The 25,268-nt window shown below is 55.3% G+C and carries 25 protein-coding genes; 24 read left to right on the top strand and 1 reads right to left on the bottom strand.

All coding sequences use genetic code 11. The features are described from left to right. Positions 1–62 precede the first annotated feature (62 nt). The 7 genes from secG (at position 63) to ACI0CA_RS11395 (ending at position 8,293) form a co-directional block, all read left to right on the top strand. A complete protein-coding gene (gene secG / locus ACI0CA_RS11425) occupies positions 63–311 on the top strand; it encodes a preprotein translocase subunit SecG (protein ID WP_308448772.1) in 249 nt (82 codons plus the stop codon). A 96-nt stretch (positions 312–407) separates the two neighbouring features. Next, positions 408–1,439, top strand: coding sequence for a M20/M25/M40 family metallo-hydrolase (locus ACI0CA_RS11420; protein WP_308448771.1), 1,032 nt, complete (start codon positions 408–410; stop codon positions 1,437–1,439). Next, the gene (locus tag ACI0CA_RS11415; protein WP_308448770.1) at positions 1,432–2,460 is read left to right on the top strand and encodes a M42 family metallopeptidase; all 1,029 of its coding nucleotides are present in this window, start codon (positions 1,432–1,434) and stop codon (positions 2,458–2,460) included. Before ACI0CA_RS11420 ends, ACI0CA_RS11415 begins: the two co-directional genes overlap by 8 nt. Continuing rightward, the gene (locus ACI0CA_RS11410) at positions 2,460–3,173 is read left to right on the top strand and encodes a GNAT family N-acetyltransferase (protein ID WP_308448769.1); all 714 of its coding nucleotides are present in this window, start codon (positions 2,460–2,462) and stop codon (positions 3,171–3,173) included. The genes ACI0CA_RS11415 and ACI0CA_RS11410 overlap by 1 nt, the downstream gene beginning before the upstream one ends. Before the next feature lie 49 nt (positions 3,174–3,222). Continuing rightward, positions 3,223–4,491: a methionine gamma-lyase family protein gene (locus ACI0CA_RS11405; RefSeq protein ID WP_308448768.1), complete on the top strand. Its 1,269-nt coding sequence runs from the start codon at positions 3,223–3,225 to the stop codon at positions 4,489–4,491. 135 nt (positions 4,492–4,626) lie between these two features. Continuing rightward, a complete protein-coding gene (locus ACI0CA_RS11400; protein ID WP_446806792.1) occupies positions 4,627–6,726 on the top strand; it encodes a glycoside hydrolase family 3 C-terminal domain-containing protein in 2,100 nt (699 codons plus the stop codon). A gap of 145 nt (positions 6,727–6,871) precedes the next feature. Then, positions 6,872–8,293 carry an MATE family efflux transporter gene (locus tag ACI0CA_RS11395; protein WP_446806793.1) on the top strand — a complete coding sequence of 474 codons (1,422 nt, stop codon included), beginning with the start codon at positions 6,872–6,874 and terminating at the stop codon, positions 8,291–8,293. Between the two features lie 58 nt (positions 8,294–8,351). Here ACI0CA_RS11395 and ACI0CA_RS11390 read toward each other — a convergent pair whose 3' ends face one another. Next, entirely contained in the window at positions 8,352–8,999 is a 648-nt protein-coding gene (locus tag ACI0CA_RS11390) for a hypothetical protein (protein ID WP_446806794.1), read from the bottom strand. A 173-nt stretch (positions 9,000–9,172) separates the two neighbouring features. Here ACI0CA_RS11390 and ACI0CA_RS11385 point away from each other — a divergent pair, with 173 nt between their 5' ends. From ACI0CA_RS11385 to ACI0CA_RS11305, 17 genes are all read left to right on the top strand, one after another. Continuing rightward, positions 9,173–9,964 carry an ADP-ribosylglycohydrolase family protein gene (locus ACI0CA_RS11385; RefSeq protein WP_446806795.1) on the top strand — a complete coding sequence of 264 codons (792 nt, stop codon included), beginning with the start codon at positions 9,173–9,175 and terminating at the stop codon, positions 9,962–9,964. Positions 9,965–10,076: 112 nt separating this feature from the next. Beyond that, positions 10,077–10,595 carry a hypothetical protein gene (locus ACI0CA_RS11380; protein ID WP_176821453.1) on the top strand — a complete coding sequence of 173 codons (519 nt, stop codon included), beginning with the start codon at positions 10,077–10,079 and terminating at the stop codon, positions 10,593–10,595. Positions 10,596–10,608: 13 nt separating this feature from the next. Continuing rightward, complete coding sequence (gene glpK / locus ACI0CA_RS11375; protein WP_316523193.1) at positions 10,609–12,114, top strand: glycerol kinase GlpK; 1,506 nt, start codon at positions 10,609–10,611, stop codon at positions 12,112–12,114. A 396-nt stretch (positions 12,115–12,510) separates the two neighbouring features. Then, on the top strand, positions 12,511–13,134 hold the full coding sequence (gene hisH, locus ACI0CA_RS11370) for an imidazole glycerol phosphate synthase subunit HisH (protein ID WP_308448763.1): 624 nt from the start codon (positions 12,511–12,513) through the stop codon (positions 13,132–13,134). Further along, positions 13,134–13,895, top strand: a complete 762-nt coding sequence (gene hisF / locus ACI0CA_RS11365) for an imidazole glycerol phosphate synthase subunit HisF (protein ID WP_308448762.1) — start codon at positions 13,134–13,136, stop codon at positions 13,893–13,895. Before hisH ends, hisF begins: the two co-directional genes overlap by 1 nt. Positions 13,896–13,955: 60 nt before the next feature. After that, positions 13,956–15,086, top strand: coding sequence for a D-alanyl-D-alanine carboxypeptidase family protein (locus ACI0CA_RS11360; RefSeq protein ID WP_412263430.1), 1,131 nt, complete (start codon positions 13,956–13,958; stop codon positions 15,084–15,086). A gap of 197 nt (positions 15,087–15,283) precedes the next feature. Further along, the gene (locus tag ACI0CA_RS11355) at positions 15,284–16,624 is read left to right on the top strand and encodes a glucose-6-phosphate isomerase (protein ID WP_395507107.1); all 1,341 of its coding nucleotides are present in this window, start codon (positions 15,284–15,286) and stop codon (positions 16,622–16,624) included. 49 nt (positions 16,625–16,673) lie between these two features. Continuing rightward, positions 16,674–17,087, top strand: coding sequence for a hypothetical protein (locus tag ACI0CA_RS11350; RefSeq protein ID WP_176821458.1), 414 nt, complete (start codon positions 16,674–16,676; stop codon positions 17,085–17,087). 196 nt (positions 17,088–17,283) lie between these two features. After that, on the top strand, positions 17,284–17,781 hold the full coding sequence (locus tag ACI0CA_RS11345; protein ID WP_308448759.1) for a YceD family protein: 498 nt from the start codon (positions 17,284–17,286) through the stop codon (positions 17,779–17,781). 45 nt (positions 17,782–17,826) lie between these two features. Beyond that, positions 17,827–18,009: a 50S ribosomal protein L32 gene (gene rpmF, locus ACI0CA_RS11340; protein ID WP_176821460.1), complete on the top strand. Its 183-nt coding sequence runs from the start codon at positions 17,827–17,829 to the stop codon at positions 18,007–18,009. Positions 18,010–18,155: 146 nt separating this feature from the next. Continuing rightward, positions 18,156–19,466, top strand: a complete 1,311-nt coding sequence (locus ACI0CA_RS11335) for a DUF512 domain-containing protein (RefSeq protein ID WP_308448758.1) — start codon at positions 18,156–18,158, stop codon at positions 19,464–19,466. 24 nt (positions 19,467–19,490) lie between these two features. Next, complete coding sequence (der, locus tag ACI0CA_RS11330; RefSeq protein ID WP_176821462.1) at positions 19,491–20,819, top strand: ribosome biogenesis GTPase Der; 1,329 nt, start codon at positions 19,491–19,493, stop codon at positions 20,817–20,819. 20 nt (positions 20,820–20,839) lie between these two features. Continuing rightward, positions 20,840–21,532, top strand: a complete 693-nt coding sequence (gene plsY / locus ACI0CA_RS11325; protein WP_417109236.1) for a glycerol-3-phosphate 1-O-acyltransferase PlsY — start codon at positions 20,840–20,842, stop codon at positions 21,530–21,532. Between the two features lie 427 nt (positions 21,533–21,959). Further along, positions 21,960–23,246: a UDP-N-acetylglucosamine 1-carboxyvinyltransferase gene (locus ACI0CA_RS11320; RefSeq protein WP_176821464.1), complete on the top strand. Its 1,287-nt coding sequence runs from the start codon at positions 21,960–21,962 to the stop codon at positions 23,244–23,246. Between the two features lie 72 nt (positions 23,247–23,318). Then, positions 23,319–24,110, top strand: a complete 792-nt coding sequence (locus ACI0CA_RS11315) for an MBL fold metallo-hydrolase (protein WP_176821465.1) — start codon at positions 23,319–23,321, stop codon at positions 24,108–24,110. Between the two features lie 14 nt (positions 24,111–24,124). Next, a complete protein-coding gene (gene rlmH / locus ACI0CA_RS11310) occupies positions 24,125–24,601 on the top strand; it encodes a 23S rRNA (pseudouridine(1915)-N(3))-methyltransferase RlmH (RefSeq protein WP_308448755.1) in 477 nt (158 codons plus the stop codon). A gap of 24 nt (positions 24,602–24,625) precedes the next feature. Next, positions 24,626–25,249 (top strand): hypothetical protein, encoded by a 624-nt coding sequence (locus tag ACI0CA_RS11305; protein WP_308448754.1) that lies wholly within the window; start codon positions 24,626–24,628, stop codon positions 25,247–25,249. The last annotated feature ends 19 nt before the right edge of the window (positions 25,250–25,268 follow it).

The raw sequence follows: 25,268 nt of genomic DNA, 5'->3' as shown, positions 1-25,268 counted from the left end.
GGTATCATAATTAAGCTACGAATAAAATTAGCGTTAAGTCTCTTGAAGAGGAGGTAAAATATATGGGTGCTGTTGAAATTATTTTCGGTATCGTTCTGCTTCTTTTCGCACTGGCGATCATCGTTGTCGTACTGTTGCAGGAAGGCCATCAGCAGAGCCTCGGCGCGATTACCGGCGGCGCGGATACGTTCCTTTCCAAGAATAAGGCGCGTTCCATGGATGCGTTCCTTGCTCGTTGGACAAAGTTCATTGCGATTGGCTTCTTTGTGCTGGTCCTTGTGATCAACATCATTATGTATTTCACAAAGTAAGTGAATACTTGCGGAAATGCGCCTCGCTTTTCGATGGGTCTCCATTCGGAATGCGGGGCTTTTGTTTTTATAAATCAAGCTTTAGGAGGGAATATCATGTTTGAAGAGATTGAACGCCTCACCCGCGCGCTGTGCGCAGAGCACGGCACATCCGGCTGTGAGGACGACGTGTTCAAAGTTGCGAAAAAGGAGCTCGGCTTCTGCAAAGAGGTGTGTGAGAACGAGCTTGGCGGCGTTGTGGGCATTTTCGGCGATTTGAGTTCTAAGCGCCGCATTTTGCTGGACGCGCACATTGACCAGATCGGTATGATCGTGACGGACATTGACGAAAACGGCTTTCTGCATGTGACGAATGTGGGCGGTGTGGACCGCCGCACGCTGCCGGGCAGCCCCGTTGCCGTGTTCGGCACGGAGACCGTCACGGGCATCGGCTGCACGTTGCCGCCGCACCTTGCAAAGGGAGATGATAAGATAAAGCCCGTTGCGGAGCAGTGCATTGACTTAGGGCTTCCGAAAGAGGAAGTGGAGAAACTCGTCGCTGTCGGCGACCGCGCCGCACTGACGCGCCCGCTGAAAAAGCTCATGGGCAACCGCATCACGGGCACGGCGCTCGACGACCGTGCGGGCTGCGCGTGCGTCATCCGCGCCGCACAGCTTGCAAATGAACAGAACCCCGATTGCTGCGTTATGGTGCTGTGCTCCACAAAGGAGGAGGTCGGCGGGCAGGGCGCGCAGGTCTCTGCGTATGCACTTGAGCCCACCGAGGCCATTGCCGTGGACGTTTCGTTCGCAAAGCAGCCGGACGCGGAGAGCATGCTTACCGCAGAGCTCGGCAAAGGGCCGATGATCGGCTTCTCCGCGGCGCTGGACAGAAAAATCAGCAAAAAGCTTGTCGAGCTCGCAAAGCGCGAAAATATCCCGTATCAGCTGGAAGCTATGGGCGGCAGAACGGGTACGAACTGCGACGAGATCAGTACCACCCGCGGCGGCGTGCGCACGGGGCTCATCTCCGTGCCGCAGCGCAACATGCACACCCCGGCGGAGATCTGCGATTTTGAGGATATGGAGAACATTGCAAAGCTCATCGCGGCGTATATCACGGATAAGGAGGCGCAGCCGAATGCTTAACTATGAAATTCTGAAAAAGCTTACCCGCACCATCGGTGTTTCCGGCGAGGAAGACGATGTGCGCAGCGTGATCTTAAGTGAAATTGAGCCGTATGCGGACGAGATTCACATTTCGCCGCTCGGCAACATTCTGGCGTTTAAAAAGGGCGAAAAGCGTCCCGAGAAGAAGCTGATGCTCTGCGCTCACATGGACGAAGTGGGCTTTGTCATCACGAACATAATGGAAAACGGCCTTTTGAAGTTCACGACGGTCGGCAATATCCGCCCGGAGGTGCTCTCCGGCCGCGATGTGCTGGTGGACGGCAAAACGCCGGGTGTCATCTGCGCAAAGCCGGTGCATTTGCTTAAGGGCGACGAATTTGAAAAGCCCGTGCCCGTGAACGAACTCGCCATCGACATCGGCGCAGATACACGTGAGCAAGCCGAGACATTGGTGCAGATTGGCGACAACGCGTGCTTTGTGCCGTTCTTTGAGCACGTGCACGGTACGGTGAAGGCGAAGGCGCTCGATGACCGCGTGGGCTGCTTTGCGCTTATCACGCTGATGCAGCGCCCGCTCGAATACGACACGTATTTCGTCTTCTCCACGCAGGAGGAGATTGGCCTGCGCGGCGCGGGCACGGCGGCGTATATTCTGGAGCCCGATGCGGCGCTTGTGCTGGAGGGCACGACGGCGGGCGATATTCCCGGTGTGAGCCCGACGGACGCAGCGTGCAAAATGGGCGGCGGCGCAGTCATTTCCCTTACGGATATGCGTACCGTTTACCCGAAGGATTATTTCCGCCGCGCGATGGCGCTCGGTAAAGAAAACAATATTCCGGTGCAGCCGAAGACCGTGCGTGCCGGCGGCACAGACGCGGGCACCATTCACGTTTCCCGCGGCGGCGTGAAGACGCTGACGATCTCGCACCCGTGCCGCTATATCCACAGCGCGATCGCGATGACGACCGAAAAGGACATAGAGGCGGTCATTGACCTGATGGTGCTGATGATGGCGGAAATTTCCGGCGGCAAGCTGTAATGATCCGTCTTGCGGAAAATTTAGAAGCGCTCTCTATGTCGTGCGGAAGTTCTCCGTTTGGCTGCCAAATCCGGTCTAAAGCGCAGGCGTATGGCTTCCATCAGTCGTTCGCGCAGTTTTGGACGGACGGGGAAGCCGCCTACGGAAAAACGGACGGCTCCGTCTGCATTGCGGGGGAGATCACCGACGCGGACGAGGCGCGTGCGTTTTTGAGTGCGGTGGGCACAAATGAAGTCGTGTGCAGCGCGGAGAATGCCGAAAAGCTGGGGCTAAACATCACCGAAAGCGGCGCGATTTTGCAAAAAGTGCTGCGAAATGGGACTGTGCAGCCTGCGGAGGAAATTTCTCCGAGAGAGATTTATGCTGTGCTGAAAGCAAACGGCATGGTGGGGGAGTTCGAGCCGTTTTACCTCGATTTATCCCACCGCATGCGGCACGGCACGGTGCGCTGCGCGGGTGTTTCGGCAAATGGGAAGACCGTCGCCGTGGCTGCAGCAGTGCTCGGCGAAAGCGCGAGCCTCATTTCTGCTGTGGCGGTGCTGCCGAAATTTCACCGCAGGGGGCTTGGCACGGCGGTTGTCCGAAAAATAGAGCGAATGCTGCCGAGCGGCACGGTGTATATCCTGCGCGAAGAACGCAAAAACGAGGCGTTTTATGACGCTTTGGGCTATAAACCGTGCGGCGCATGGGCGCAGGGAAAATTATGCAATTAAAATAATTCAGATAAAGGAAGGCTTTTGCGTTTGCGAAAGCGGGTTTACTATGTACGAGTTTTTTAAAATTGATGACCGCGTGCTGAAGGCGGCGGAGGAAGCGGAGCAGAAGGCTGCGCCGTACCTTGCGAAAATTTCCGAAACACAGCGGTATAATCAGGAGAAGATGCAGGCTGCGTTCATGCAGGCAGGTGTCAGCGAGAGCCACTTTGTGGCAACGACAGGCTACGGCTATGGCGACCGCGGCCGCGACGTGCTGGACGAAGTGTACGCGCGTGCCCTCGGTGCGGAGGACGCGCTGTGCCGCTATAATTTTGTCAGCGGCACGCATACGCTTACCGTAGCGCTTTTTGGCGTTCTGCGCCCGGGCGATACGATGCTGAGCGTTACCGGCATGCCGTATGATACGCTGCGCGGCGTGATCGGCATTACGGGCGACGGCAACGGCTCATTAAAGGAGTTTGGCATAAACTACGAGCAGCTTGACCTGCTGCCGGACGGCACGCCTGACTATGACGGCATGGAGACGGCCATCACGCCGAAGCACCGCATGGTGTACATTCAGCGCTCCCGCGGGTACAGCCTGCGCCCGTCCCTGACGGTGGAGGAGATCGAGCGCATTGTAAAGATCGCAAAGCGCCGTGCGCCGGACTGCATTGTCATGGTGGATAACTGCTACGGCGAGTATGTGCAGAAAATGGAGCCGACGGCTGTGGGCGCAGACCTTATGGCGGGTTCGCTCATCAAAAATCCGGGCGGCGGCATTGCGCCGACGGGCGGCTACATTGCGGGCCGCCGCGACCTTATTGAAAGCTGCGCGTATCGCCTGACGACCCCGGGTACGGGTCGCGAGATCGGCTGCACGCTCGGCAACAACCGCGAGCTTTTCATGGGCACGTTCCACGCGCCGAACGTCACGGGCGAAGCCTTAAAGACCGCTGTGTTCACGGCGGCGCTGTTTGAGGGCTTCGGCTTTGACGTGACTCCGCGCTACGATGAGCCGCGCGCGGATATTATTCAGGCGGTGCAGCTGCGCGAGCGCGAGGCGCTGTGCGCATTTATCCGCGGCATTCAGCAGGGCGCGCCGGTCGATTCCTTCGTTGTGCCGGAGCCGAGCCCCATGCCGGGCTACGACTGCGACGTCATCATGGCGTCCGGCTCGTTCACGTTTGGCTCGTCCATTGAGCTTTCTGCGGACGCACCGCTGCGTGAGCCGTTTGCGGCATGGATGCAGGGCGGTGTGAACTTCAACAGCGGCCGCCTCGGTGCGATTTTGGCGGCACAGTCCATGCTGAACGCGGGCTTTTTGAATCTCTAAATTATAAATTTTCGGCGGCAGGCTTCGGTTTGCCGCTTTTTTTGTTGTCGATTTATCCGGAAGATAAAACTTTTATCTTTCTTTTTGAATAAAACCGTGCTATACTTTTTTTAACAACTTTTTAGGGGTGTTACCATGAGAGACAGAAAAAAGGCGCAGGCTTTGGCGCACGAGCTTGTTTCCAAAATGACGATAGAGGAACGCGCTTCACAGCTGAAATTTGATGCGCCGCCCGTTGAACGGCTGGGCGTTCCGGCGTACAACTGGTGGAACGAAGCGCTGCACGGCGTGGCGCGCGCCGGCACGGCGACGATGTTTCCGCAGCCCGTTGCCATGGCGAGCATGTTTGACCCGGAGATGATCCGAAAAATCGGCGATGTCGTTGCGACGGAGGCCCGCGCGAAGTATAACGAAGCTTCTAAGCACGGCGACCGCGATATTTATAAGGGCCTCACGTTCTGGTCGCCGAATATCAACCTGTTCCGCGACCCGCGCTGGGGCAGAGGGCAGGAGACGTACAGCGAAGACCCGTACCTCACGGCGCGGCTCGGCGTGGCGTACATCAAGGGCTTGCAGGGTGACGGGAAATACTTGAAGGTCGCGGCGTGCGCGAAGCACTATGCTGTGCACAGCGGCCCGGAGGCCATTCGCCACGAATTTGACGCCGAGGTGAGCCAAAAGGATTTGTGGGAGACGTATCTGCCCGCGTTTGAAGCCGCTGTGAAAGAGGGCGAAGTGGAGGCCGTGATGGGCGCATACAACCGCACGCTCGGCGAGCCGTGCTGCGGCAGTGACCTGCTCATCCGCAAAATTCTGCGCGGCAAGTGGGGCTTTCAGGGACACTTTGTCTCCGACTGCTGGGCGATTTCCGATTTTCACCTGCACCACCACATCACGACCACCGCGCCGGAATCCGCTGCGCTCGCCATTAAGATGGGCTGTGACGTAAACTGCGGCAACACATATCTGCATTTGCTGCGCGCGCTCAAGGACGGGCTCATCACCGAGGACGACATCACGACGGCGGCGGAGCGACTCTTTACCACGCGTTTTATGCTCGGCGAGTTTGACGAGAACTGCGAATACAACTCCATTCCCTATGAGGTCGTGGAGTGCCCGGAGCATTTGGCGCTCAGCGAGGAAGCCGCGCGCAGAAGCGTTGTGCTGCTGAAAAACGACGGCATTTTGCCGCTTGATAAAGCGAAAATCAAGACGATCGGCGTCATCGGTCCGAATGCGAACGACCGCATGGCGCTCATCGGCAACTACCACGGCACGGCGTCAAGATATATCACGGTGCTGGAGGGCATCCAGGACTATGTAGGCGACGACGTTCGCGTGCTGTACGCCGAGGGTTGCCACCTCTACAAAGACCGCGTGGAAGGGCTGGGCCTGCCCGGCGACCGCTTTTCCGAAGCCGAGACCGTGGCGGAGCACAGCGACGTTGTGGTGCTGGTGACGGGCCTCAATGAAAATCTTGAGGGTGAGGAGATGGACCAGAGCAATTCTGTCGGCTCCGGCGACAAGGCGAATTTGCTGCTGCCCGCGCCGCAGAGAAAGCTGATGGAGATTGTCGCGAAGACCGGCAAGCCCGTCATTCTCATCAATATGACCGGCAGCGCCATGGATTTGCGCTTTGCGGAGGAAAACTTCTCCGCCGTAGTGCAGGGCTGGTATCCGGGTGCACGCGGCGGCAAGGCGATTGCGGAGCTTTTGTTCGGCAAGTATTCCTTCAGCGGCAAGCTGCCCGTGACGTTTTATAACGACTCCGACGAGCTGCCCGCGTTTACGGATTACGCGATGGAAAACCGCACGTACCGCTACTTTACGGGCGGCGTGCTGTATCCGTTCGGCTATGGCCTCACTTACGGTAAAACGGAAGTGACGAAAGCCGAAATGCGTGATGACGGCGAGCACTATACGATTACGGCGACGGTCAAAAATGAGGGCTATGCCGTGCATGAGATTTTGCAGATCTATGTGCGTGACAATGAATCAGAATTCGCGGTGCGCAACCACAGCCTTTGTGCGTTTAAGGCGGTTTCACTCGGTGCAAATGAGACGTGTGATGTCGAGATCACCGTGCCGAAGGCCGCGCTTGAAATTGTGGACGACACCGGCACGCGCCGCGTAGACAGCCGCAGCTTCACGTTCTTCGTCGGCACCTCGCAGCCGGATGACCGCAGCGCAGAGCTGCTTGGTACCCGCCCGGTTGCGGTAGAACTCAAGCTGTAATATAGTAAATGCAAACGACCCTTTCGCGGCAATTTGCCCACCGAAGGGGTCGTTTTGTCTGTGACTTTTTAAGACTTTCCATTTACAAAATTTGCCGAAAGTTGTATACTGATACTGCTATTTTTTAATTCGGAAAGGCAAAAGTATGGCTGCAGATATAAAGAAAAACGACGATTTTTCAAAGGGACCGATTTCCAAAACGATCCTGCGCCTTGCGGTGCCGATGGTGCTGGCGCAGTTTGTGAACGTCTTATATAATATCGTAGACCGCATGTATATCGGGCATATTTCCGATACATCGGTGGACGCGCTGACGGGCGTCGGCGTGACGTTTCCGATTTTACTGATGGTGACGGCGTTTGCGAATTTATTCGGCACGGGCGGTACGCCGTTGTTTTCTATGGCGCGCGGTGCGGCACAGCAGGGCGGCGAAGAGGGCGAAAAGCAGCGTGAGCGCGCCGCAGACGTGATGAACAACACGTTCTCGATGCTCGTCATTACGGGCGTAATTTTGTGCATGGTGGTGCTGCTCATCAAAAAGCCGGTGCTGTATCTCTTCGGCGCGAGCGACGCGACGTACCCTTATGCGGACAGCTATCTTTCGGTTTACATGCTCGGCAGCGTATTCATGATGGTCTCGCTTGGCATGAACGGATTCATCAATGCGCAAGGCTTTGCGAACCGCGGCATGCTGACGGTCGTTATCGGCGCAGTGGTGAACATTGCGCTTGACCCGCTGTTTATTTTTGTGTTCGACATGGGTGTGCAGGGCGCGGCGCTTGCAACGGTGCTTTCGCAGCTCGTTTCCGCCGTGTGGGTGGTGCGCTTCCTGCTCGGTAAGCGTACGCTGTTTCGTTTGGAGTTAAAGCGCATGCGCCCGCAGGCAAAGCTCATCGGCAAGATCACCTCGCTTGGCATTTCGGGCTTTATCATGGGCTTTACGTCGAGCGCTGTGCAGGTGGCGTGCAACGCGATGCTTTCGCAACACGGAGGCGACCTGTTCGTCGCGGTCATGACGGTCATCAACTCCATTCGCGAAGTGACATATACGCCGGTAACCGGTGTGACATCTGCCGCGGCGCCGGTGGTCAGCTTCAACTACGGCGCACAGAAATATAAGCGCGTGCGCGGCGTGATTGTGTTCACGACGGTCGTTTCATTCAGCTATATGGTGCTTGTATGGCTCGTGCTAAGGCTGTTCCCACACGTGTTTATTCAGCTTTTTAACGGCGACCCGCAGTTACTCGAAACATGCACGCACGCCATGCACATTTATTTCTTCGGGTGCTTTATGATGGCGCTGCAAATGTCGGCGCAGTCTGTTGTGCAGGCGATGGGTCGCGCAAAGCAGGCGATTTTCTTTTCACTGCTCCGCAAGGTCATCATCGTCATTCCGTTGACGTTTTTGCTGCCGCAGATCCCCGCTGTCGGTGTGGACGGTGTGTTCTGGGCGGAGGCTATCTCGAACTTTGTGGGCGGCGGCGCGTGCTACATTACGATGCTGTGCACCGTCTGGCGCGAATTAAAACACAAAGAAATGGGCAAGCTTGCACAGGCGAAAAAGTAAAAAGAACGGAGCCGCGCATGGGTGATAAACCTGTGCGGCTCCGTTTTTTGTATGCGGTTTATTCTGCGGTGTCGGGTGAGGGGGCGGTGCTTTCTGTGCCGCTTGTATCGCTTTCGGAAGCGGTCGGCTCTGCGGCGGGGTAATCGAACGCGCCCAGCACATCGCCGGTCGTTTCATCTTTTACGGTGAAGTGCACCGTGAAGCTTTCTGCGTCCTCGCCCGTAAACGCTGCGTAGAGCAGCGCGGGAATGTACACGGCCTGCGCAGCGGCGTTGTCGCGCTCCGGTTTATACAGGTTTTTGGTGCTCAGGATTTCGGCGCTGCGGCCGTCTTCGGAAAGCGTGACGCTTTTTATAAACGGCCACGTGCCGTCCTCCGGCAAAGCGATGATCTGCTCGTACAGACTTTCCTTCAGCGCGGCGCAGACGGCATCGCGCTCGCCTTTTGTCATTTCTACCGTGCAGGAGCCGTCATCATTTGTGGTGACGTTTGTAAGCCCCAGCCGGTGCGCCGCGGCGGTGATGTCGAGCCCTGTGCGGCGCAGGGTGTCCTTGGAGATCTGCACGGTGTAATCCCGCTGCGGTTCGGAAGACGCGGCGGCAGGCGCTTCGCTCGCCGTTTCGGTCTGCCCGCCGCACGATGCCGAGGAAAAGATGAGTGCCGCCGCGAGCAGAAGCGCCGCCAAAAGCCGTTTTGCGTTTCTCATTTTGAACACCTCTTTATGAGCTTATCTTAAACTATATCATACCGTATTCGGCGAAAAAAGTCAAAAGAATCAAAAAGCTGTTCAAAGTCGGAACTTTTTCACAAAAATATGTGGAAACAGAAGAAAAAACATGGTATACTGAAACCGATCATGCAGGGAATGGAGGGATCCGATTGACCGGTGCGATTTTAGGAGACATTGCCGGCTCGCGGTTTGAATTCAGCAAACCGAGCGGGTTCAACTATAAAAAGGTGGAGCTTTTTGGGAACAACTGTTTTTTCACGGACGATACGGTGCTGACCATCGCGACGAAATACGCGCTTTTAAATGACGTCAGCTATGCAAAGGCTTATGGCAAATTCGGGCGTATGTACAGAGACGTGGGATACGGCACGATGTTTCAGCGCTGGCTGGACGGACATGCCGAAACGGGCTACGGCAGCTTCGGCAACGGCGCGGCCATGCGCGTCAGCTACATCGCTTACCACTTTGATGCGCTGGAAAAGGTGGAGGAAGAAGCGAAAAACAGCGCCATGTGCACACACAACCACATAGAGGGCCTGAAAGCCGCCGTTGCGACCGCGGGGCTCATTTACCTTGCACTGCACGGCGAGCGCAAAAAGGACCTGAAAAAATACTTTAACAAAGAGTTTGAATACCCCGTGCATAAGCCGCTGTGGGCATACCGGCCGAAGGCGAAGTTTGATGCTACGGCGGAGGGGACCATGCCGCTTGCGTTTCGTTGCTTTATGGAAAGCGAGGATTGGGAAAGCTGCATCCGCAATGTGTTCAGCGTGAAGTGCGACACCGACACCGTGGCGTGCATTGCGGGCGGTATTGCGGGCGCATACTATAAGCGGACGGTGGAAAACGAAAAGGATCTTTTAAAGCGCTACCTTATCAAGCCCGATAAGCGCAAGGTCGGCGAGTTTGACCGCTTTTTATACGATTGGGCTACAAAGTAACATTTCCGCATATATTGGAATTTCGGTTTTGAAAAACCGCCTGTGTTTTTTTGAAGCGGGCGGAGCGACGCAGGGATCGCCGCGATTTTTAAGGGAAAGGGTTTATCAGAACATGATTATTGACACATATCAGTCCGGCGCCGTGATGCGTATTTTGCAAAGCGGCAAGATTTACCGCGCAAGCCCCAGTATTTCGTTTAAGAAGGAGTACGCCGCGCTCATCGATATGCTCGACCTGCACTGCGAGTGTCCTATTTTCGGCGTGGTGCGCGGCAGAAAGCAGAATACCGGCGGACGCGTTTCGGGTGCGGTGCGCATCCGTCTCAATGTCCCGCGCGAATACGTGAAGCTGACCGAGTACACCGACTGGGCGGATTTTCTCGACAACTTCAAATACACGAACCCGAACGATTATTCCACCATCATCGTCGGCAGCTTGGATGTGAAGTCTTCGGATCATCTCCGTGTGGTGGAGAGCCTTAAGCACCAGCGGCATCTGTTCCAGTACAAAATGCCGCAGGCGATTTTGGAGTATATCGACCCGAAATGGGTGGTACGGTATAAAGTCATCACAAACACAAGAGAGCAGGAGGACCGCAAGGAGCACCGGCTCAATTTCTTCCGTTGGTAAGGAGGGCTTGAACTTGAAAATCGGTCAATACATTTTGTCGCTTGACCAGGGTACGACCAGTTCGCGCGCCGTGTTGTTTGACGCTTTGGGCGGCATTGCGGGCATGGGACAGCGCGAATTTACGCAGATTTACCCGCAGCCCGGCTATGTGGAGCACGATGCCGTGGAGATCTTGCAGACGCAGCTTTACGCCATGCGGCAGGCGGTACATGAGGCGGAGATCACCGCGGAGGACATCGCTGCCATCAGCATCACGAATCAAAGAGAGACCACCGTGGCGTGGGACAGCGAGACGGGTATCCCGATCTGCAACGCCATTGTGTGGCAGTGCCGCCGCACCGCGCCGGAATGCGAGCGGTTAACAGCCGAGGGACTTGAGGAGTACATTCATAAAACGACGGGACTCATCATTGACCCGTATTTTTCCGGCACCAAAATGAAGTGGATTTTGGATAACGTGCCGAAGGCCAAAGTGCTCGCGAAGGAGCATCGCCTGCGCTTCGGTACCATTGATACGTGGCTCATTTATTCGCTTACGGAGGGCGAAAGCTATGTGACGGACGTGACGAACGCTTCGCGCACCATGCTGTTTGACATTCAAAAGCTTGATTGGGACGAGAAAATGCTGAACGTGTTCGGTATCCCGCGTGACGCGCTGCCGAAAGTCGTGGACTCCTCCGGCGTTGTGGGTATGTGCTCCGAAACGATACTCGGCAGGAAAATTCCGATTGCGGGCATTGCGGGCGACCAGCACGCGGCGCTGTTCGGACAGTGCTGCTTTGATAAGGGCATGGCGAAAAATACATACGGCACGGGTTGCTTTGTGCTGATGAACACGGGTGATAAGCCGGTTTTCTCCGACCGGGGGCTTATTACGACGATCGGTTGGTGCGTGAATGGCGAGACGACCTATGCGCTTGAGGGCAGTGCGTTTAACGCGGGCTCGGCCATCAAATGGCTGCGCGATGAGTTGAAGCTTATCGCGAACCCGCAGGAAGCGGACCTTCTTGCGGAGACCGTGGAGGACGCAGGCGGCGCGGTGTTTGTGCCGGCGTTTACAGGGCTTGGTGCACCGTACTGGGATATGTATGCGCGGGGCGCACTGCTCGGCGTGACGCGCGGTACGTCTAAGGCGCACATCTGCCGCGCTGTGCTGGAAAGCATTGCGTATGAAAGCTATGACCTCGTGAAAGCTATGGAAGCGGGCAGCGGCACGGAAATTTCCGAGCTGCGCGTGGACGGCGGCGCATCGAGAAGCCGTTTTTTGATGCAGTATCAGGCAGATTTATTGCACTGCGCCGTGAGACAGCCGAAGTGTCTGGAAACCACCGCGCTCGGCTCTGCCATGCTGGCGGGGTTGGCCGTCGGTGTGTGGGAATCGCTGGATGAGCTTAGAACCGTGTGGAAGCTTAAAAATGCGTATGACCCGCAAACGGCAGCAGGCAGCGAAGCAAAAGCGCTGAAACGCTGGCATAAGGCCGTGGAAAGATCCATGGGCTGGGCGGACGGTTTGGATTAAGCCAAAGTTAAGCACAGCGAAGCGACGTAAAAGTTTTCGCCAGCCTTTTTCAAAAGGCTGTGGAATCCAAGGGTGAAACCCTTGGTCGAGCTCCGCAGAGCTCGAAATCCTTTTGCCTGCCATAAAATCAGGACAGGAGAGGGAACAGTCCAGTGGACTGTTCCCTCGTGGGAGACCCAATTAGGGGGTCTCCCAAAAGGCGTCCACAAAGACGCCTTTAAAATACCAAACAAGCTAGCATAGAAGCACGCAGACCAGTTTTTCTGCGTGCTTTCTTTTTGCCTAAAATCAAAGAAAGTCGTTTTGATTGAGGGAAGCGAAAAATCCTGTTGACGGATAAAACAATATGTGATACTATATTATCACGCTAAATCAAAGTAATAGGGAGGCGACGGGATGATCGCAATTATAGATTACGGCGCGGGCAATATCCGCAGCGTGGAAAAAGCGCTTATGCATATCGGCTGTGAGGTCGAAGTCACACAGGACCCGAGCATTCTCATGAAAGCCGACGGCGCCGTGCTGCCGGGCGTCGGTTCATTTGGCGACGCCATGCACGAGCTGCGCGGGAGAGAACTGGAAGCGCCGATTAAAGCGTTCGTCGCCTCCGGCAAGCCGTTTTTGGGTATTTGTTTAGGGCTGCAAATCCTGTTTGAGAGCAGCGAGGAGTCCCCGGGCGTCTCCGGCCTGTCGCTTTTAAAAGGTAAGGTGTTGCGTATTCCTGCTGCGCCGGGGCTGAAAATTCCGCATATCGGGTGGAATTCGCTTGAAATCAAAAAGGACGGCGGGTTGTTCCGAAGCATTACGGGCGAGCCGTATGTGTACTTTGTGCACTCGTATTATTTAAAGGCCGAAGAGGACGTTGTGACCGCTACGGCGCAGTACGGTGTGGAAATTCATGCGGCGGTGCAGAAAAATAACCTCATGGCATGTCAATTTCACCCGGAAAAAAGCGGAGCGTTGGGACTGAAGCTGCTCGAAAACTTCGCCGCCATGACGCAGGGAAAGGGGGGCGTGTAATGTACGCCAAACGCATTATCCCGTGCCTTGACCTTAAAAACGGCAGGGTTGTTAAGGGCACAAATTTCGTGAATTTGCGCGATGCGGGCGACCCTGTGGAGGCTGCCGTCGAATACGACCGGCAGGGCGCGGACGAGCTTGTTTTGCTCGACATCACCGCGTCCTCCGATGCGCGCGGTATCATGCTGGATATCGTTTCCCGCGTGGCGAACAGCATATTTATCCCGTTTACGGTGGGCGGCGGCATCCGTACGGTAGAGGATTTCACGGCGCTGCTGCGCGCGGGCGCGGATAAGGTTTCGGTAAACTCCGCCGCGCTGAAAAACCCACAACTCATTGCGGACGCGGCGTATAAATTCGGCAGCCAGTGCGTTGTGATGGCGATGGACGCGAAGCGCCGCCCGAACGGCGCGGGCTGGACGCTGTATTTAAACGGCGGCCGCGTGGACACGGGCATTGACGCCGTAGAATGGGCAAAGCGCGCGGAGAAACTCGGCGCGGGTGAAATTCTGCTGACGAGCATGGATTGCGACGGCACGAAGGCCGGGTATGACCTGGAGCTGACCCGCGCAGTTTCCGAAAGCGTGGGCATTCCGGTCATTGCATCCGGCGGTGCGGGCAAGATGGAGCACTTTAAGGACGCGTTTACAAAGGGTAAGGCGGACGCGGTTTTGGCGGCATCACTTTTCCACTTCCGCGAGATCGGCATACCGGAACTCAAGGGTTACCTTGCGGAAAACGGCATCCCGGTGCGCCGGTGAAATTTAATAGAATGATTGAAGGACACTCCCGCATATCTTTTGGTGCGGGGGTGTTTACTTATGAAAAGACATTTTCTTGGCTTCTGTTTGGCTGCTGTATTGCTGATCGGTGTGTTCTGTCCGCTTGCGCGTGCCGAGACGCCGGATTTCCCCGCGCAGGCTTTGGTGCTGATGGAAGCCTCCACGGGTCAGGTGTTATACGAAAAGTCTGCCCATGTGCAGCGACCTTGTGCGTCCATCACGAAGGTGATGACGCTTTTGCTCGTATTTGAGGCAATCGATGCAGGCACGCTGCATCTGGACGATGTGCTCACGGCCTCGGCGCACGCGGCGGGCATGGGCGGCTCGGACATTTGGCTCAAGGAGGGCGAGCAGATGACCGTAGACGACCTCATCAAAGCGTGCGTGGTGATGAGCGCGAACGACGCGGCGGTCGTTTTGGCGGAGGCAGTCGCGGGCAGCGAGGACGCATTTGTGGAGCGCATGAACGCCCGCGCGGCGGAGTTAGGCATGAACGACACCGTTTTTAAAAACTGCAACGGTCTTGACGAAGATGGGCACATTACGAGCGCTTATGATGTGGCGGTGATGAGCCGCGCGTTGATGCAGCACGAGAAAATATTTGATTACACGCTCATCTGGATTGATTATGTGCGTGACGGGCAGACGCAGCTTGTGAACACAAATAAGCTCGTGCGCACGTATGACGGCATTTTGGGGCTGAAAACCGGCACGACAAGTGCGGCGGGCAGCTGCATTTCGGCTGCGGCAGAGCGAAACGGTATGCGGCTCATTGCGGTAGTGCTCGGTGCGGAAAATACGAAAGACCGCTTTTCGGCCGCGTCTTCGCTGCTCGACTACGGTTTTGTAAACTGGAAGCTGACGACACCGGAGCTCCCGGAACTGCCCGAGCTGCCCGTTACGGGCGGCATGGTGAGCGCCGTTTCGCTTGAGTGTGAAGCTCCAAGCGGCGTTTTAACAGCCTCGGGCGACGCGGAGATCGGGATAAAGCTCATTTTGCCGGAAAACGTTCCTGCGCCGGTAGAACCGGGGAATGTGCTCGGTACGGCGGAGGTCGCGCTGAACGGCGACACGGTGCAGTCGCTCAAAATCACGGCGAAAACCGAAGCGCCCGCCATCACATTTTCTTCCGCATTGCAATATTTTTTGGCTTGTTTTTTCGCAGCATAAGCGGCGTGAAATCTGATTTGCAAAAAAACCTTCGTTAACTTTTCATGAAATCCGCGTTGTGCACTTGCAAAATGCGTCAAATTATTGTATGATGAAAGCACATAGATTTGACTTGTGGTGTACCTTGCATAAAGTGGGACTGTGAAAACGGTTTCACACGTGCAAAAGCATCATCATGCAAATAGGAGGCAATAGAAATGGCATTGAAATTGGAATGCGGATACTTGAAGGGCTTTATCGGCGAGCACGAATACGCTGCAATGGCTTCTCAGGTTGAGAGTGCACATGCGCTTCTGGCATCCGGCAAGGGTCCGGGAAATGATTTCCTCGGCTGGGTGGACCTGCCCACCAATTACGATAAAGAGGAATTTGCACGCATCAAGGCGGCTGCGGAGCGCATCAAGAAGAACACGGATGTGTTTATCGTCATCGGCATCGGCGGCTCCTACCTCGGTGCACGCGCAGCAATCGAGTTCCTCAAGAGCGAGCACTACAATGCACTGAAGAAAGATACGCCGGACATCTATTTCACCGGCAACAGTATTTCTTCCACCGCGCTGGCGGAGCTGGTTGAGATCTGCGAGGGCAAGGATATTTCCATCAACATGATTTCCAAGTCCGGCACCACCACAGAGCCGGCTATCGCGTTCCGTGTTTTCCGCGAGATCCTCGAGAAGAAGTACGGCAAGGAAGAAGCAAAGAAGCGTATTTTCTGCACGACCGATAAGGCGCGCGGCACGTTGAAGCACCTTGCGGACGAAGAAGGCTACGAGACCTTCGTTGTACCGGATGATGTCGGCGGCCGTTACTCCGTTCTCACCGCTGTGGGTCTGCTGCCCATCGCTGTGGCCGGTGCGGATATCGACGCACTCATGGCGGGCGCACAGAAGGCACAGGCTGCCTACAACAACCCGAACATGGAAGAAAACGATTGCTACAAGTATGCTGCCATTCGCAACATTCTTTACAATAAGGGCAAGACGACCGAAGTGATGGTCAGCTACGAGCCGTGCTACACGCTCATGAACGAGTGGTGGAAGCAGCTGTACGGCGAGAGCGAGGGCAAGGACGGCAAGGGCCTGTTCCCGGCATCCGTTGTCTTCTCCACAGACCTGCACTCCATGGGTCAGTACATTCAGGACGGCAGACGCAGCCTCTTTGAGACCGTGATGCTGTTTGAGAAGCCGAAGCGCGAAGTTGTCATCGGCAACGACCCGGCAAACGTAGACGGCCTCAATTTCCTCGAGGGCAAGAGCATGGCGTATATCAACCGCAAGGCGTTTGAGGGCACCGTGCTGGCACACAACGACGGCGGCGTGCCGAACGTTGTGATCTCCGCTCCCGATTTCTCCGAGGATACCCTCGGCCAGATCATCTACTTCTTCGAGAAGGCCTGCGCCATCTCCGGCTATCTCCTCGGCGTGAACCCGTTCAACCAGCCGGGCGTTGAAAGCTATAAGAAGAACATGTTTGCTCTGCTCGGCAAGCCGGGTTACGAAGGCGAAAAAGAAGCACTGGAAGCAAGACTTTCCAAATAAAAAGGCGTAAATCCGCACCTGCGGAAAAAATACACAGGAGGACTTCACTATGATCACTCTTTTAATCGGCAAAAAAGGCTCCGGCAAAACCAAGAAGCTCATCGAGCTTGCAAACGAAGCGGTTCAGAACTCCAACGGCAACGTTGTTGTTATCGAAAAGGGCCTTAAGCTTACTTACGATATTTCCCACAAGGCACGTCTTGTTGACTCCGACGCTTACGGCATTGAGGGTCTGGACGCACTTGTAGGCTTTGTCAGCGGCATCTGCGCTGCAAACTACGATGTGACGGACGTTTTCGTTGATTCCACCCTGAAGATCACCGGCAAGGGCGTTGAGGAAGTTGAGCCGCTTACCGCGAAGCTCAAGACGCTCAGCGAATCTTCCAACGTGAACATCTGCCTGCTCATTTCTGCTGACGCAGAGGAACTGCCGGCTTCCGTTCGTGAATTTGTCGCGAAGTAATTTCGGCCTCAAAAAGCCTTTGCACCGCCCGAAACAGTAACGAAAAGCAGTGCAAAAACGAAAAAAGCAACAGTGTTTCGGCGGAAACGACCCGCCGAACACTTTTTTTCGCGGCATAATGCCGAATTTTCAAATTTTTCTTGACAAAACCGCGCGTGGTATTTATAATATATCAAGTACGGTATGAGGAAAAACTATGCTTATCGATTTGAAAAAATATTTCTCGGGAGAGGATATTTCACAGGCGATCGATTATACGGTCGATCTGTCGGAGGTGGAGATTGACGGCTGTAAGCCGTTTGTCACGCCGGTTCAGGTCAAGGGCAGCATCCGTTCGTTCGCTTCCAGTGCGGAGCTGAACGTGGAGGTGCGCTATGCGTATTCGATGCCGTGCAACAGGTGCTTGACGTTGACGCGTAAAGAGCTTTGTCACAACATTTCTCACGTGATTGTGAACAAGCTGAATGATGAAGAGGATTTTGAAGATTATATCGTGATTGAAGGCGATGAGCTGGATTTGGACGAGCTGATTTATTCCGATATCATCCTTTTGACGCCGACGAAATTCCTTTGTAAGGAAGACTGCAAAGGGCTTTGCCCCACTTGCGGCAAAAACCTGAACGAAGGCGACTGCGCCTGTGCAAAGCAGCAGACAGATCCCCGTCTGGAGGCTCTGCGGCAGCTGCTACAATAATTCCAGATAACCAAAGTTTTAGTTTAATATAAGGAGGTGCTGACGATGGCGGTACCCAAGAGAAAAGTGTCCAGTGCCAGACAGAATAAGAGACGTTCTAACGTGTGGAAGCTTAGCGCTCCTGCCCTTATGAAATGCCCGCAGTGCGGAGAGTATAAGACACCTCACAGGGTTTGCGGTAACTGCGGTTACTACAACGGCAGAGAAGTTGTTAAGAAGGAAGCATAATTTTGCCTGAAACAATAATTGTGCCAGATAGAGAAGGGGCATTTGCGTGCTCCTTCTCTATTGTTTTGTCGGCATTTTTTGGTGCCGAGCCGTAAAACAGCGGCAAATTTCGCGCATACTACCTCAAAACGGAAGGGAGAAAAGCTGTGGCAGTTGAAATTTTCGGCGTGGATAAAAACAGCCTTGCCGAGCGGGCAGGCATAAAGCCGCACGATAAGCTTATTTCAATCAATGGGCATGACATCACGGATATTCTCGATTTCCGTTTTTACGAGACGAACACCCATCTGCATGTGGTATACGAAACGGCGGAGGGCGAGCGGCGCGAAGAGAAATTCGTAAAGCCGCAGTACGGCGCACTGGGCCTTGCGTTTGAAACGTATCTTATGGACAGGCAGCGCTCCTGCCGCAACAAGTGCGTGTTCTGCTTCATTGACCAGCTGCCGCCCGGCATGCGCGAAACGCTCTATTTTAAGGATGATGATGACCGCCTTTCGTTTTTGTTCGGCAACTACATCACGCTGACGAACATTGATGAGCGCGAGATCGACCGTATCATTGAAATGCGCATCAGCCCCATTAATATTTCCGTGCATACGATGAATCCCACGCTGCGCTGCAAGATGATGCACAACCGCTTTGCGGGCGACGCGCTGCGTTTTGTGCGCAAGCTGGCGGAGCACAACATCAAGCTGAATTGTCAGATTGTGCTGTGCCCGGGGCTGAATGACGGCGAGGAGCTGGAATTTACGCTTTCCGAAATGTACGCGCTCGGCGAGAGCTTACAGAGCGTCGCCTGCGTGCCGGTCGGCGTGACGCGCTACCGCGAGGGGCTGTATCCTCTGGAGACGTTTAACAAGGATACGGCGCGCGCGGCGATCGAGATTTTGGAGCGGTGGGGCGATAAATTCAAGGTAGAGCGCGGCTCGAGAACCGTGTTCCCGAGCGACGAGTTCTACCTCATTGCAAAGCGCGAGCTGCCGCCGTATGAATTTTACGAGGACTTCCCGCAGATTGAAAACGGCGTGGGTATGCTGCGCGACTTAGAAGAAGAATTTTCCTGGGCGGTTGAAGACGAGCCGGAGCGCGACATAAAGCGCCGCGTGACGATCCCGACGGGCGAAGGCGTGTATGCGTTTATGGAGCATGTGATGGACTTTGCGCGCGAAAAATTCCCGGGGCTCGAGATCAACCTTGTGCCTGTGCACAACGATTTCTTTGGCGGTACGGTCAACGTGACCGGGCTGCTCACGGGGCGTGACCTTGTGAACCGCTTGAGCCGCGAAAACCTTGGCGACGCAATTTTGCTTGCACCGTCCATGCTTATGGCGGACGAAGATATTTTCTTAGACGATATGACCGTGCAGCAGCTCAGCGAAAAGCTGGGTGTGCCGGCTTACAGAATGCATAAAGACGCCGCAGGCGAGCTCAAGGACATTTTGGGCACTGCGGAGTAAGGAAAAAAGAAGGAGGAAAACCGTATGTCAAGACCTATTGTAGCCATCGTGGGCCGACCGAACGTCGGTAAATCCACGCTGTTCAACAAGCTGATCGGGCAGCGCCTTTCCATCGTGGAGGACACGCCGGGCGTGACGCGTGACCGCATTTTCGGCGAGTGTGAATGGAAAAACAGAAAGTTTTCACTGGTAGATACGGGCGGCATCGAGCCGGAATCGAAGGATATTATTTTGTCCCAGATGCGCACGCAGGCGCAGATTGCCATTGATTCTGCGGACTGCATCATTTTCGTGACCGATGTGCGCACCGGCATGGTCGCAACGGACCTCAACATCGCACAGATGCTCCAGCGCAGCAATGTGCCGGTCATCGTGTGCGTCAATAAGTGCGATACGCTGGGCGACCCGCCGGCGGATTTTTATGAGTTTTATAACCTCGGCCTCGGCGACCCCATTCAGGTGTCTTCCGTGCACGGACACGGCACGGGCGACCTGTTGGATGCCGTCCTCGAGCATCTGCCGGAGGAAAAGGAAGAGGAGGACGAGGGCGAGATCATCAAGGTCGCCGTCATCGGTAAGCCGAACGTCGGCAAATCTTCCCTTGTGAACCGCGTTTCCGGCGAAAACCGCTGCATCGTTTCCAATATTGCGGGTACGACGCGCGACGCGGTGGATACCACCATCGAAAACAAGTACGGCGTATTTACGTTCATCGATACTGCCGGCCTGCGCCGCAAGAGCAAGGTGGAGGATTCCATTGAGCATTACAGCAACCTGCGCGCCGAAATGGCGGTGGACAGGGCAGACGTGTGCGTCATCCTCATCGATGCCACGGTCGGTTTTACGGAGCAGGACTCCAAGGTTGCCGGCATCGCGCACGAAGCGGGCAAGGGCTGCATCATCGCGGTCAACAAGTGGGACGCCGTTGAAAAAGACGACAAAACCATGCAGGAATATAAGACGAAGCTTGAAAAGGACTTTTCCTTTATGTCCTACGCGCCGATCATTTTCATCTCCGCGCAGACCGGTCAGCGACTTGACCGCTTGTTTGAACTCATCCACAAGGTTGCTTCCAGCAACGCGATGCGCATTACGACCGGCACCTTGAACGACATTCTGGCACAGGCAACGGCACGCGTACAGCCGCCGACCGATAAGGGCAAGCGCCTGAAGATCTACTACATGACGCAGGCTTCTACCAGACCGCCTACGTTCATTTGCTTTGTCAATTCCAAAGAGCTTTTCCACTTCTCGTACCAGCGCTATCTGGAGAACCGCATCCGCGAGATCTTCAGCTTAGAGGGCACGCCGGTGCGCATGATTGTGCGTGAGCGCGGCGATAAGGCAGACTGACGGGGAAGGACTTGATCTACATGGAAAATTTCGGTTCTTTAATTTTACCGCTGCTGCTTTCGGCGCTTGTGGGGTATCTGCTTGGCAGTATCAGCTTTGCCATTTTGCTGACCAAAGCGTTTGCGCATGAAGATGTGCGCGCGCACGGCAGCGGCAACGCGGGCGCAACGAACGTGCTGCGCGTGGCGGGCAAAAAAGCCTCTGCGCTGACGTTTCTGCTCGATTTCTGCAAGTGTGTTGCGAGCGTTTTGGTCGGCTATTTTCTTGTAAAGCACGCGTGCGTTGCAAACAGCGTAGACCCCGAAATGGCGCGCCTTGGCATGTATGCGGCGGGCTTTTGCTGCATGATCGGCCACATGTACCCGCTGTACTTCGGCTTCCGCGGCGGCAAGGGCGTTGTGACCACGGCTGCGATGATGCTTTTGCTCGACTGGCGCGTGTTCCTCATTTGCTTTGCGGTGTTCCTTTTGGTGTTCCTGAAAAAGCGCATGGTCTCGCTTTCGTCTATTACGGCGGCGGCGATCTATCCCGTTGTGACGTTCTGCATGACGTATTTTGTGGACTGCTGCGTGGGCGGGCTGCCGGTGCTTTACGTTGTAATGGCAACACTTGTGGCGACACTGATCGGTGCTACCGTTATCATCAAGCACCGCGCGAATATTAAGCGCATCCGAAACGGCACGGAATCTACGATCTCCTTTAAGAAAAAGTAAGTGTAAAGCGCAGTACCTATACAGAAGAAGGCGCGCAAACGGCCGGGTTTGGCACTTTTCGTTTACATAATCTTGGAAAAAACTTCCAAATAGCCTGTGGCTTCTTGACAATTTTTCCATTGTGTATTATTATGTTTACTGGTCATACTATATTTTGCGATCACTTTTTCTTTAAATAGATGCGGCAGTGTATGTTTTGTTTTAGACTGCCTTAGTTTTTTGCGCACGGCATTGGGCTTTTTTCGTACCCGCGCTGTGTAGCTGCCCAATCGGCGGCAGCCCGTTTCAGGAATAAATCAGTCGGTCACGGACCGGCGGGCATAACGAAAGATCCTACTTCGTGCAGCGCGTTGCGGCGCTGTGTGGCGGCAGGCAGTGTGCCTTTGACTGCCGAGGATATGCCGCGCCCGCAGAAAGGAAAATTACAGTGGATAAATTTATCATCAAGGGCGGAAAGCGCCTGCACGGTGAGGTTGTCATCAGCGGCGCGAAAAACGCGGCTGTGGCGATCATTCCGGCCGTAGCCATGGCGGAATCTCCCTGCCGTATAGAGAACGTACCGAACATTTCCGATGTGAAGCTCAGTGCACGCATCCTGACCGAGATGGGTGCGACTGTGCGCTGGCTCGGCAAGAATACCGTGGAGATCGACCCGACCACCATCCACACGAACGTGGTGCCGAGCGAGTTGGGCCGCAAAATGCGCGGCTCTTACTACAATATCGGCGCTTTGCTCGGCCGCTGCTCCAAGGCCATTGTGCCGCTTCCCGGCGGCTGCGATTTCGGCGTGCGTCCCATTGACCAGCACATTAAGGGCTTTAAGGCGCTGGGCTGCACGTACAGCCTCAACGACGGCATGATCGAGGTCTCCGCAAAGGAGCTGCGCGGTGCGCACATTTACCTTGACATGGTCACCGTCGGTGCAACGATGAATATTATCCTTGCAGCCGTAAAGGCAAAGGGCCTTACGGTTATTGAGAATGCCGCGCGCGAACCGCACGTGGTCGATCTTGCTAACTTCTTAAACTCCATGGGTGCGAACATTAGCGGCGCCGGTACGGACGTTATCAAGATTCGCGGCGTGGAGCATTTGAAGGGCATTACGTATTCGATTATTCCGGACCAGATTGAAGCCGGCACGTACATGGCGGCTGCGGCTGCAACGCGCGGCGATGTGCTTGTGAAAAACGTGACGCCGAAGCACCTGGAATCCATCACGGCGAAGCTGATGGAGATGGGTGTGACGGTTGTGGAATATGACGACGCGGTGCGCGTGCGCTGCGACGGCCCGCTGAGTAAGTGCAACGTGAAAACGATGCCGCACCCGGGCTTCCCGACGGACATGCAGCCGCAGATCGCGGCGCTGCTCTCCATTGCGCAGGGCACGAGTATTTTAAATGAGAGCGTGTGGGAAAACCGTTTCCGCTATGTGGAAGAGTTGAAGCGCATGGGCGCACAGATCACCGTAGAGGGCAAGAGCGCCATTATTGAGGGCGTGGAATACCTGAAGGGTGCACCGGTGCGTGCGACTGACCTGCGTGCGGGCGCGGCGATGATCATTGCCGGTCTTGCTGCGCATGGCGTGACGAAGATTGAGGACATTGAGCACATTCAGCGCGGCTATGAGGACATCGTGGAGAAGTTCGTCGGCCTTGGCGCGGACATGTATTTGATGCTCGATCCCACAAACAGCGATACCGCAAAGATCGGTTAAAACCGTATACAGACCGTTTCGCCCCGACAAAACCTTGTCAGGGCGTTTTTTATGAAAACAGGGAGGGTGCAAATGGCAGAGCTTTGCCCGCTGTTCAGCGGCAGCACGGGAAACAGTTATTATATCGGTTCAAAATCTTCGGGCATTTTGGTGGATATCGGACGTAGTTGCAAGCAAGTGACGACTGTCATGCAGCGCTGCGGTATAGACCCGCTTTCCGTGCAGGGCATCCTCATTACGCACGAGCACAGCGACCACATCAGCGGTCTGCGTGTGTTCGCTTCCAAATACCATATTCCCGTGTTTGCCTCTAAGGGCACGCTGGGGGCCTTGGAATCGATGGGAATTTTAAACGACAAATATCCCGCCTACACGATTGAAGACACGTTAGAGCTCGCCGGAATGCACGTAAACGCGTTCCGCACGCCGCATGACTGCGCGGAGAGCTTCGGCTACCGCATAGAAGCCGAAGACGGACACACCGTCACGGTCGCGACGGACATTGGACACATCACGCCGGAGGTGGAAGAGAACCTGCACGGCACAGATCTTGCGGTCATCGAATCGAACCACGATATCGGTATGCTGCGCACGGGGCCGTACCCGTACAGCTTAAAGCGGCGCATTTTATCGGACTTCGGGCATCTCTCAAACACCGCGTGCGCCGACCTGCTGCCGGAGCTTTTTGAAGACGGCACAAAGCACTTTTTGCTGGCGCATTTGAGCCGCGAGAACAACACGCCGGACATTGCGCGGCAGACCGCCGTCTGCGGCATGCAGATGGCGGGCGTGGAGAATGCGGAGGACTACATATTGCAGGTCGCGCCGATCGAAAACCTGACCGGCGGCGCCATCACATTTTAACATAGGGAGACAATATGCTGGAGGTAAAGCTGATTTGCATCGGTAAGCTCAAAGAAAAATATTGGCGTGACGCCGTGCAGGAATACGCAAAGCGACTTTCCGCATTCTGCCGGTTCCAGATCATCGAACTGAACGAAGCGCGCCTGCCGCAGGATCCGAATGCGGCGGAGATTGCAAAGGCGCTCGGCGAGGAAGCGAAGGCGATTTTGGCGGCGGCGGGGCGCAGCGCACTTTACACGCTGTGCATTGAGGGCAAGCTTGTCTCCTCCACGCAGCTCGCGCAGCAGATCGACACGGCGGCCGTAAACGGGGAGAGCAGCTTAGCGTTCGTCATCGGTTCGTCACACGGGCTGGACGACAGCGTGAAGCAGGGCTCGAAGCGCATTTCCATGTCGCCGATGACGTTTCCGCACCAGCTGGCACGCGTTATGCTGTGCGAGCAGCTGTACCGCGCGTTTTCCATCAACGCGGGCACGAAGTACCACAAATAATTTGAATACGAAAGGTTGAACGACATGATTAAGATCGAACGTACAAGCGTCATGAACTTTGAAAACGCCATCAGAGGCGCACGCAACCCCATGAACAGCTGGGGCCGCATGGACAGCCACACCGAGCCGGACGGCACGTTCGTTTTCGGCGAAAACGACCTGAGCCTTGCAAAACGTCTGTGCAAGGCGGGTACGGATCACCGCAAATTCATCCGACAGATCTTCGTTTCGGTCGACCTCACCGCGCCGATCTACTGGTGGAAGGAATTCGACACGTATAAGGTGGGCACCGTGGCGAACTCCACGAGCACGATGCACAAAATTCAGGCGAAGACGTTTGAAGAAGCGGACTTCAGCTGTGACCGTATGGTGCCCGCGGCAAAGGAGAGCCTGATGCAAACCATTGGCGTGCTGGAAAAGCTGCGCGTGGAATTTGTGGAGACGAAGGACAAAGACCTTTGGTACAGCCTCATTCAGCTTTTGCCTTCGAGCTACAACCAGATGCGCACCTGTACCATGAACTACGAGAACATTGCGAACATGTATTTTGCGCGCTGCCACCACAAGCTGGACGAGTGGCACGTGTTCTGCGCATGGGCAGAGGAACTGCCGTATTTTAAGACGCTGTTTATTGAAAACGACGCGTAAAAAGGCGTAAAATACAGAA

This window comes from Hominenteromicrobium mulieris, from assembly GCF_046197855.1.
GTDB classification, from domain to species: Bacteria; Bacillota; Clostridia; order Oscillospirales; family Acutalibacteraceae; genus Hominenteromicrobium; species Hominenteromicrobium mulieris.
This window is presented reverse-complemented; position numbering and strand designations above follow the sequence as displayed.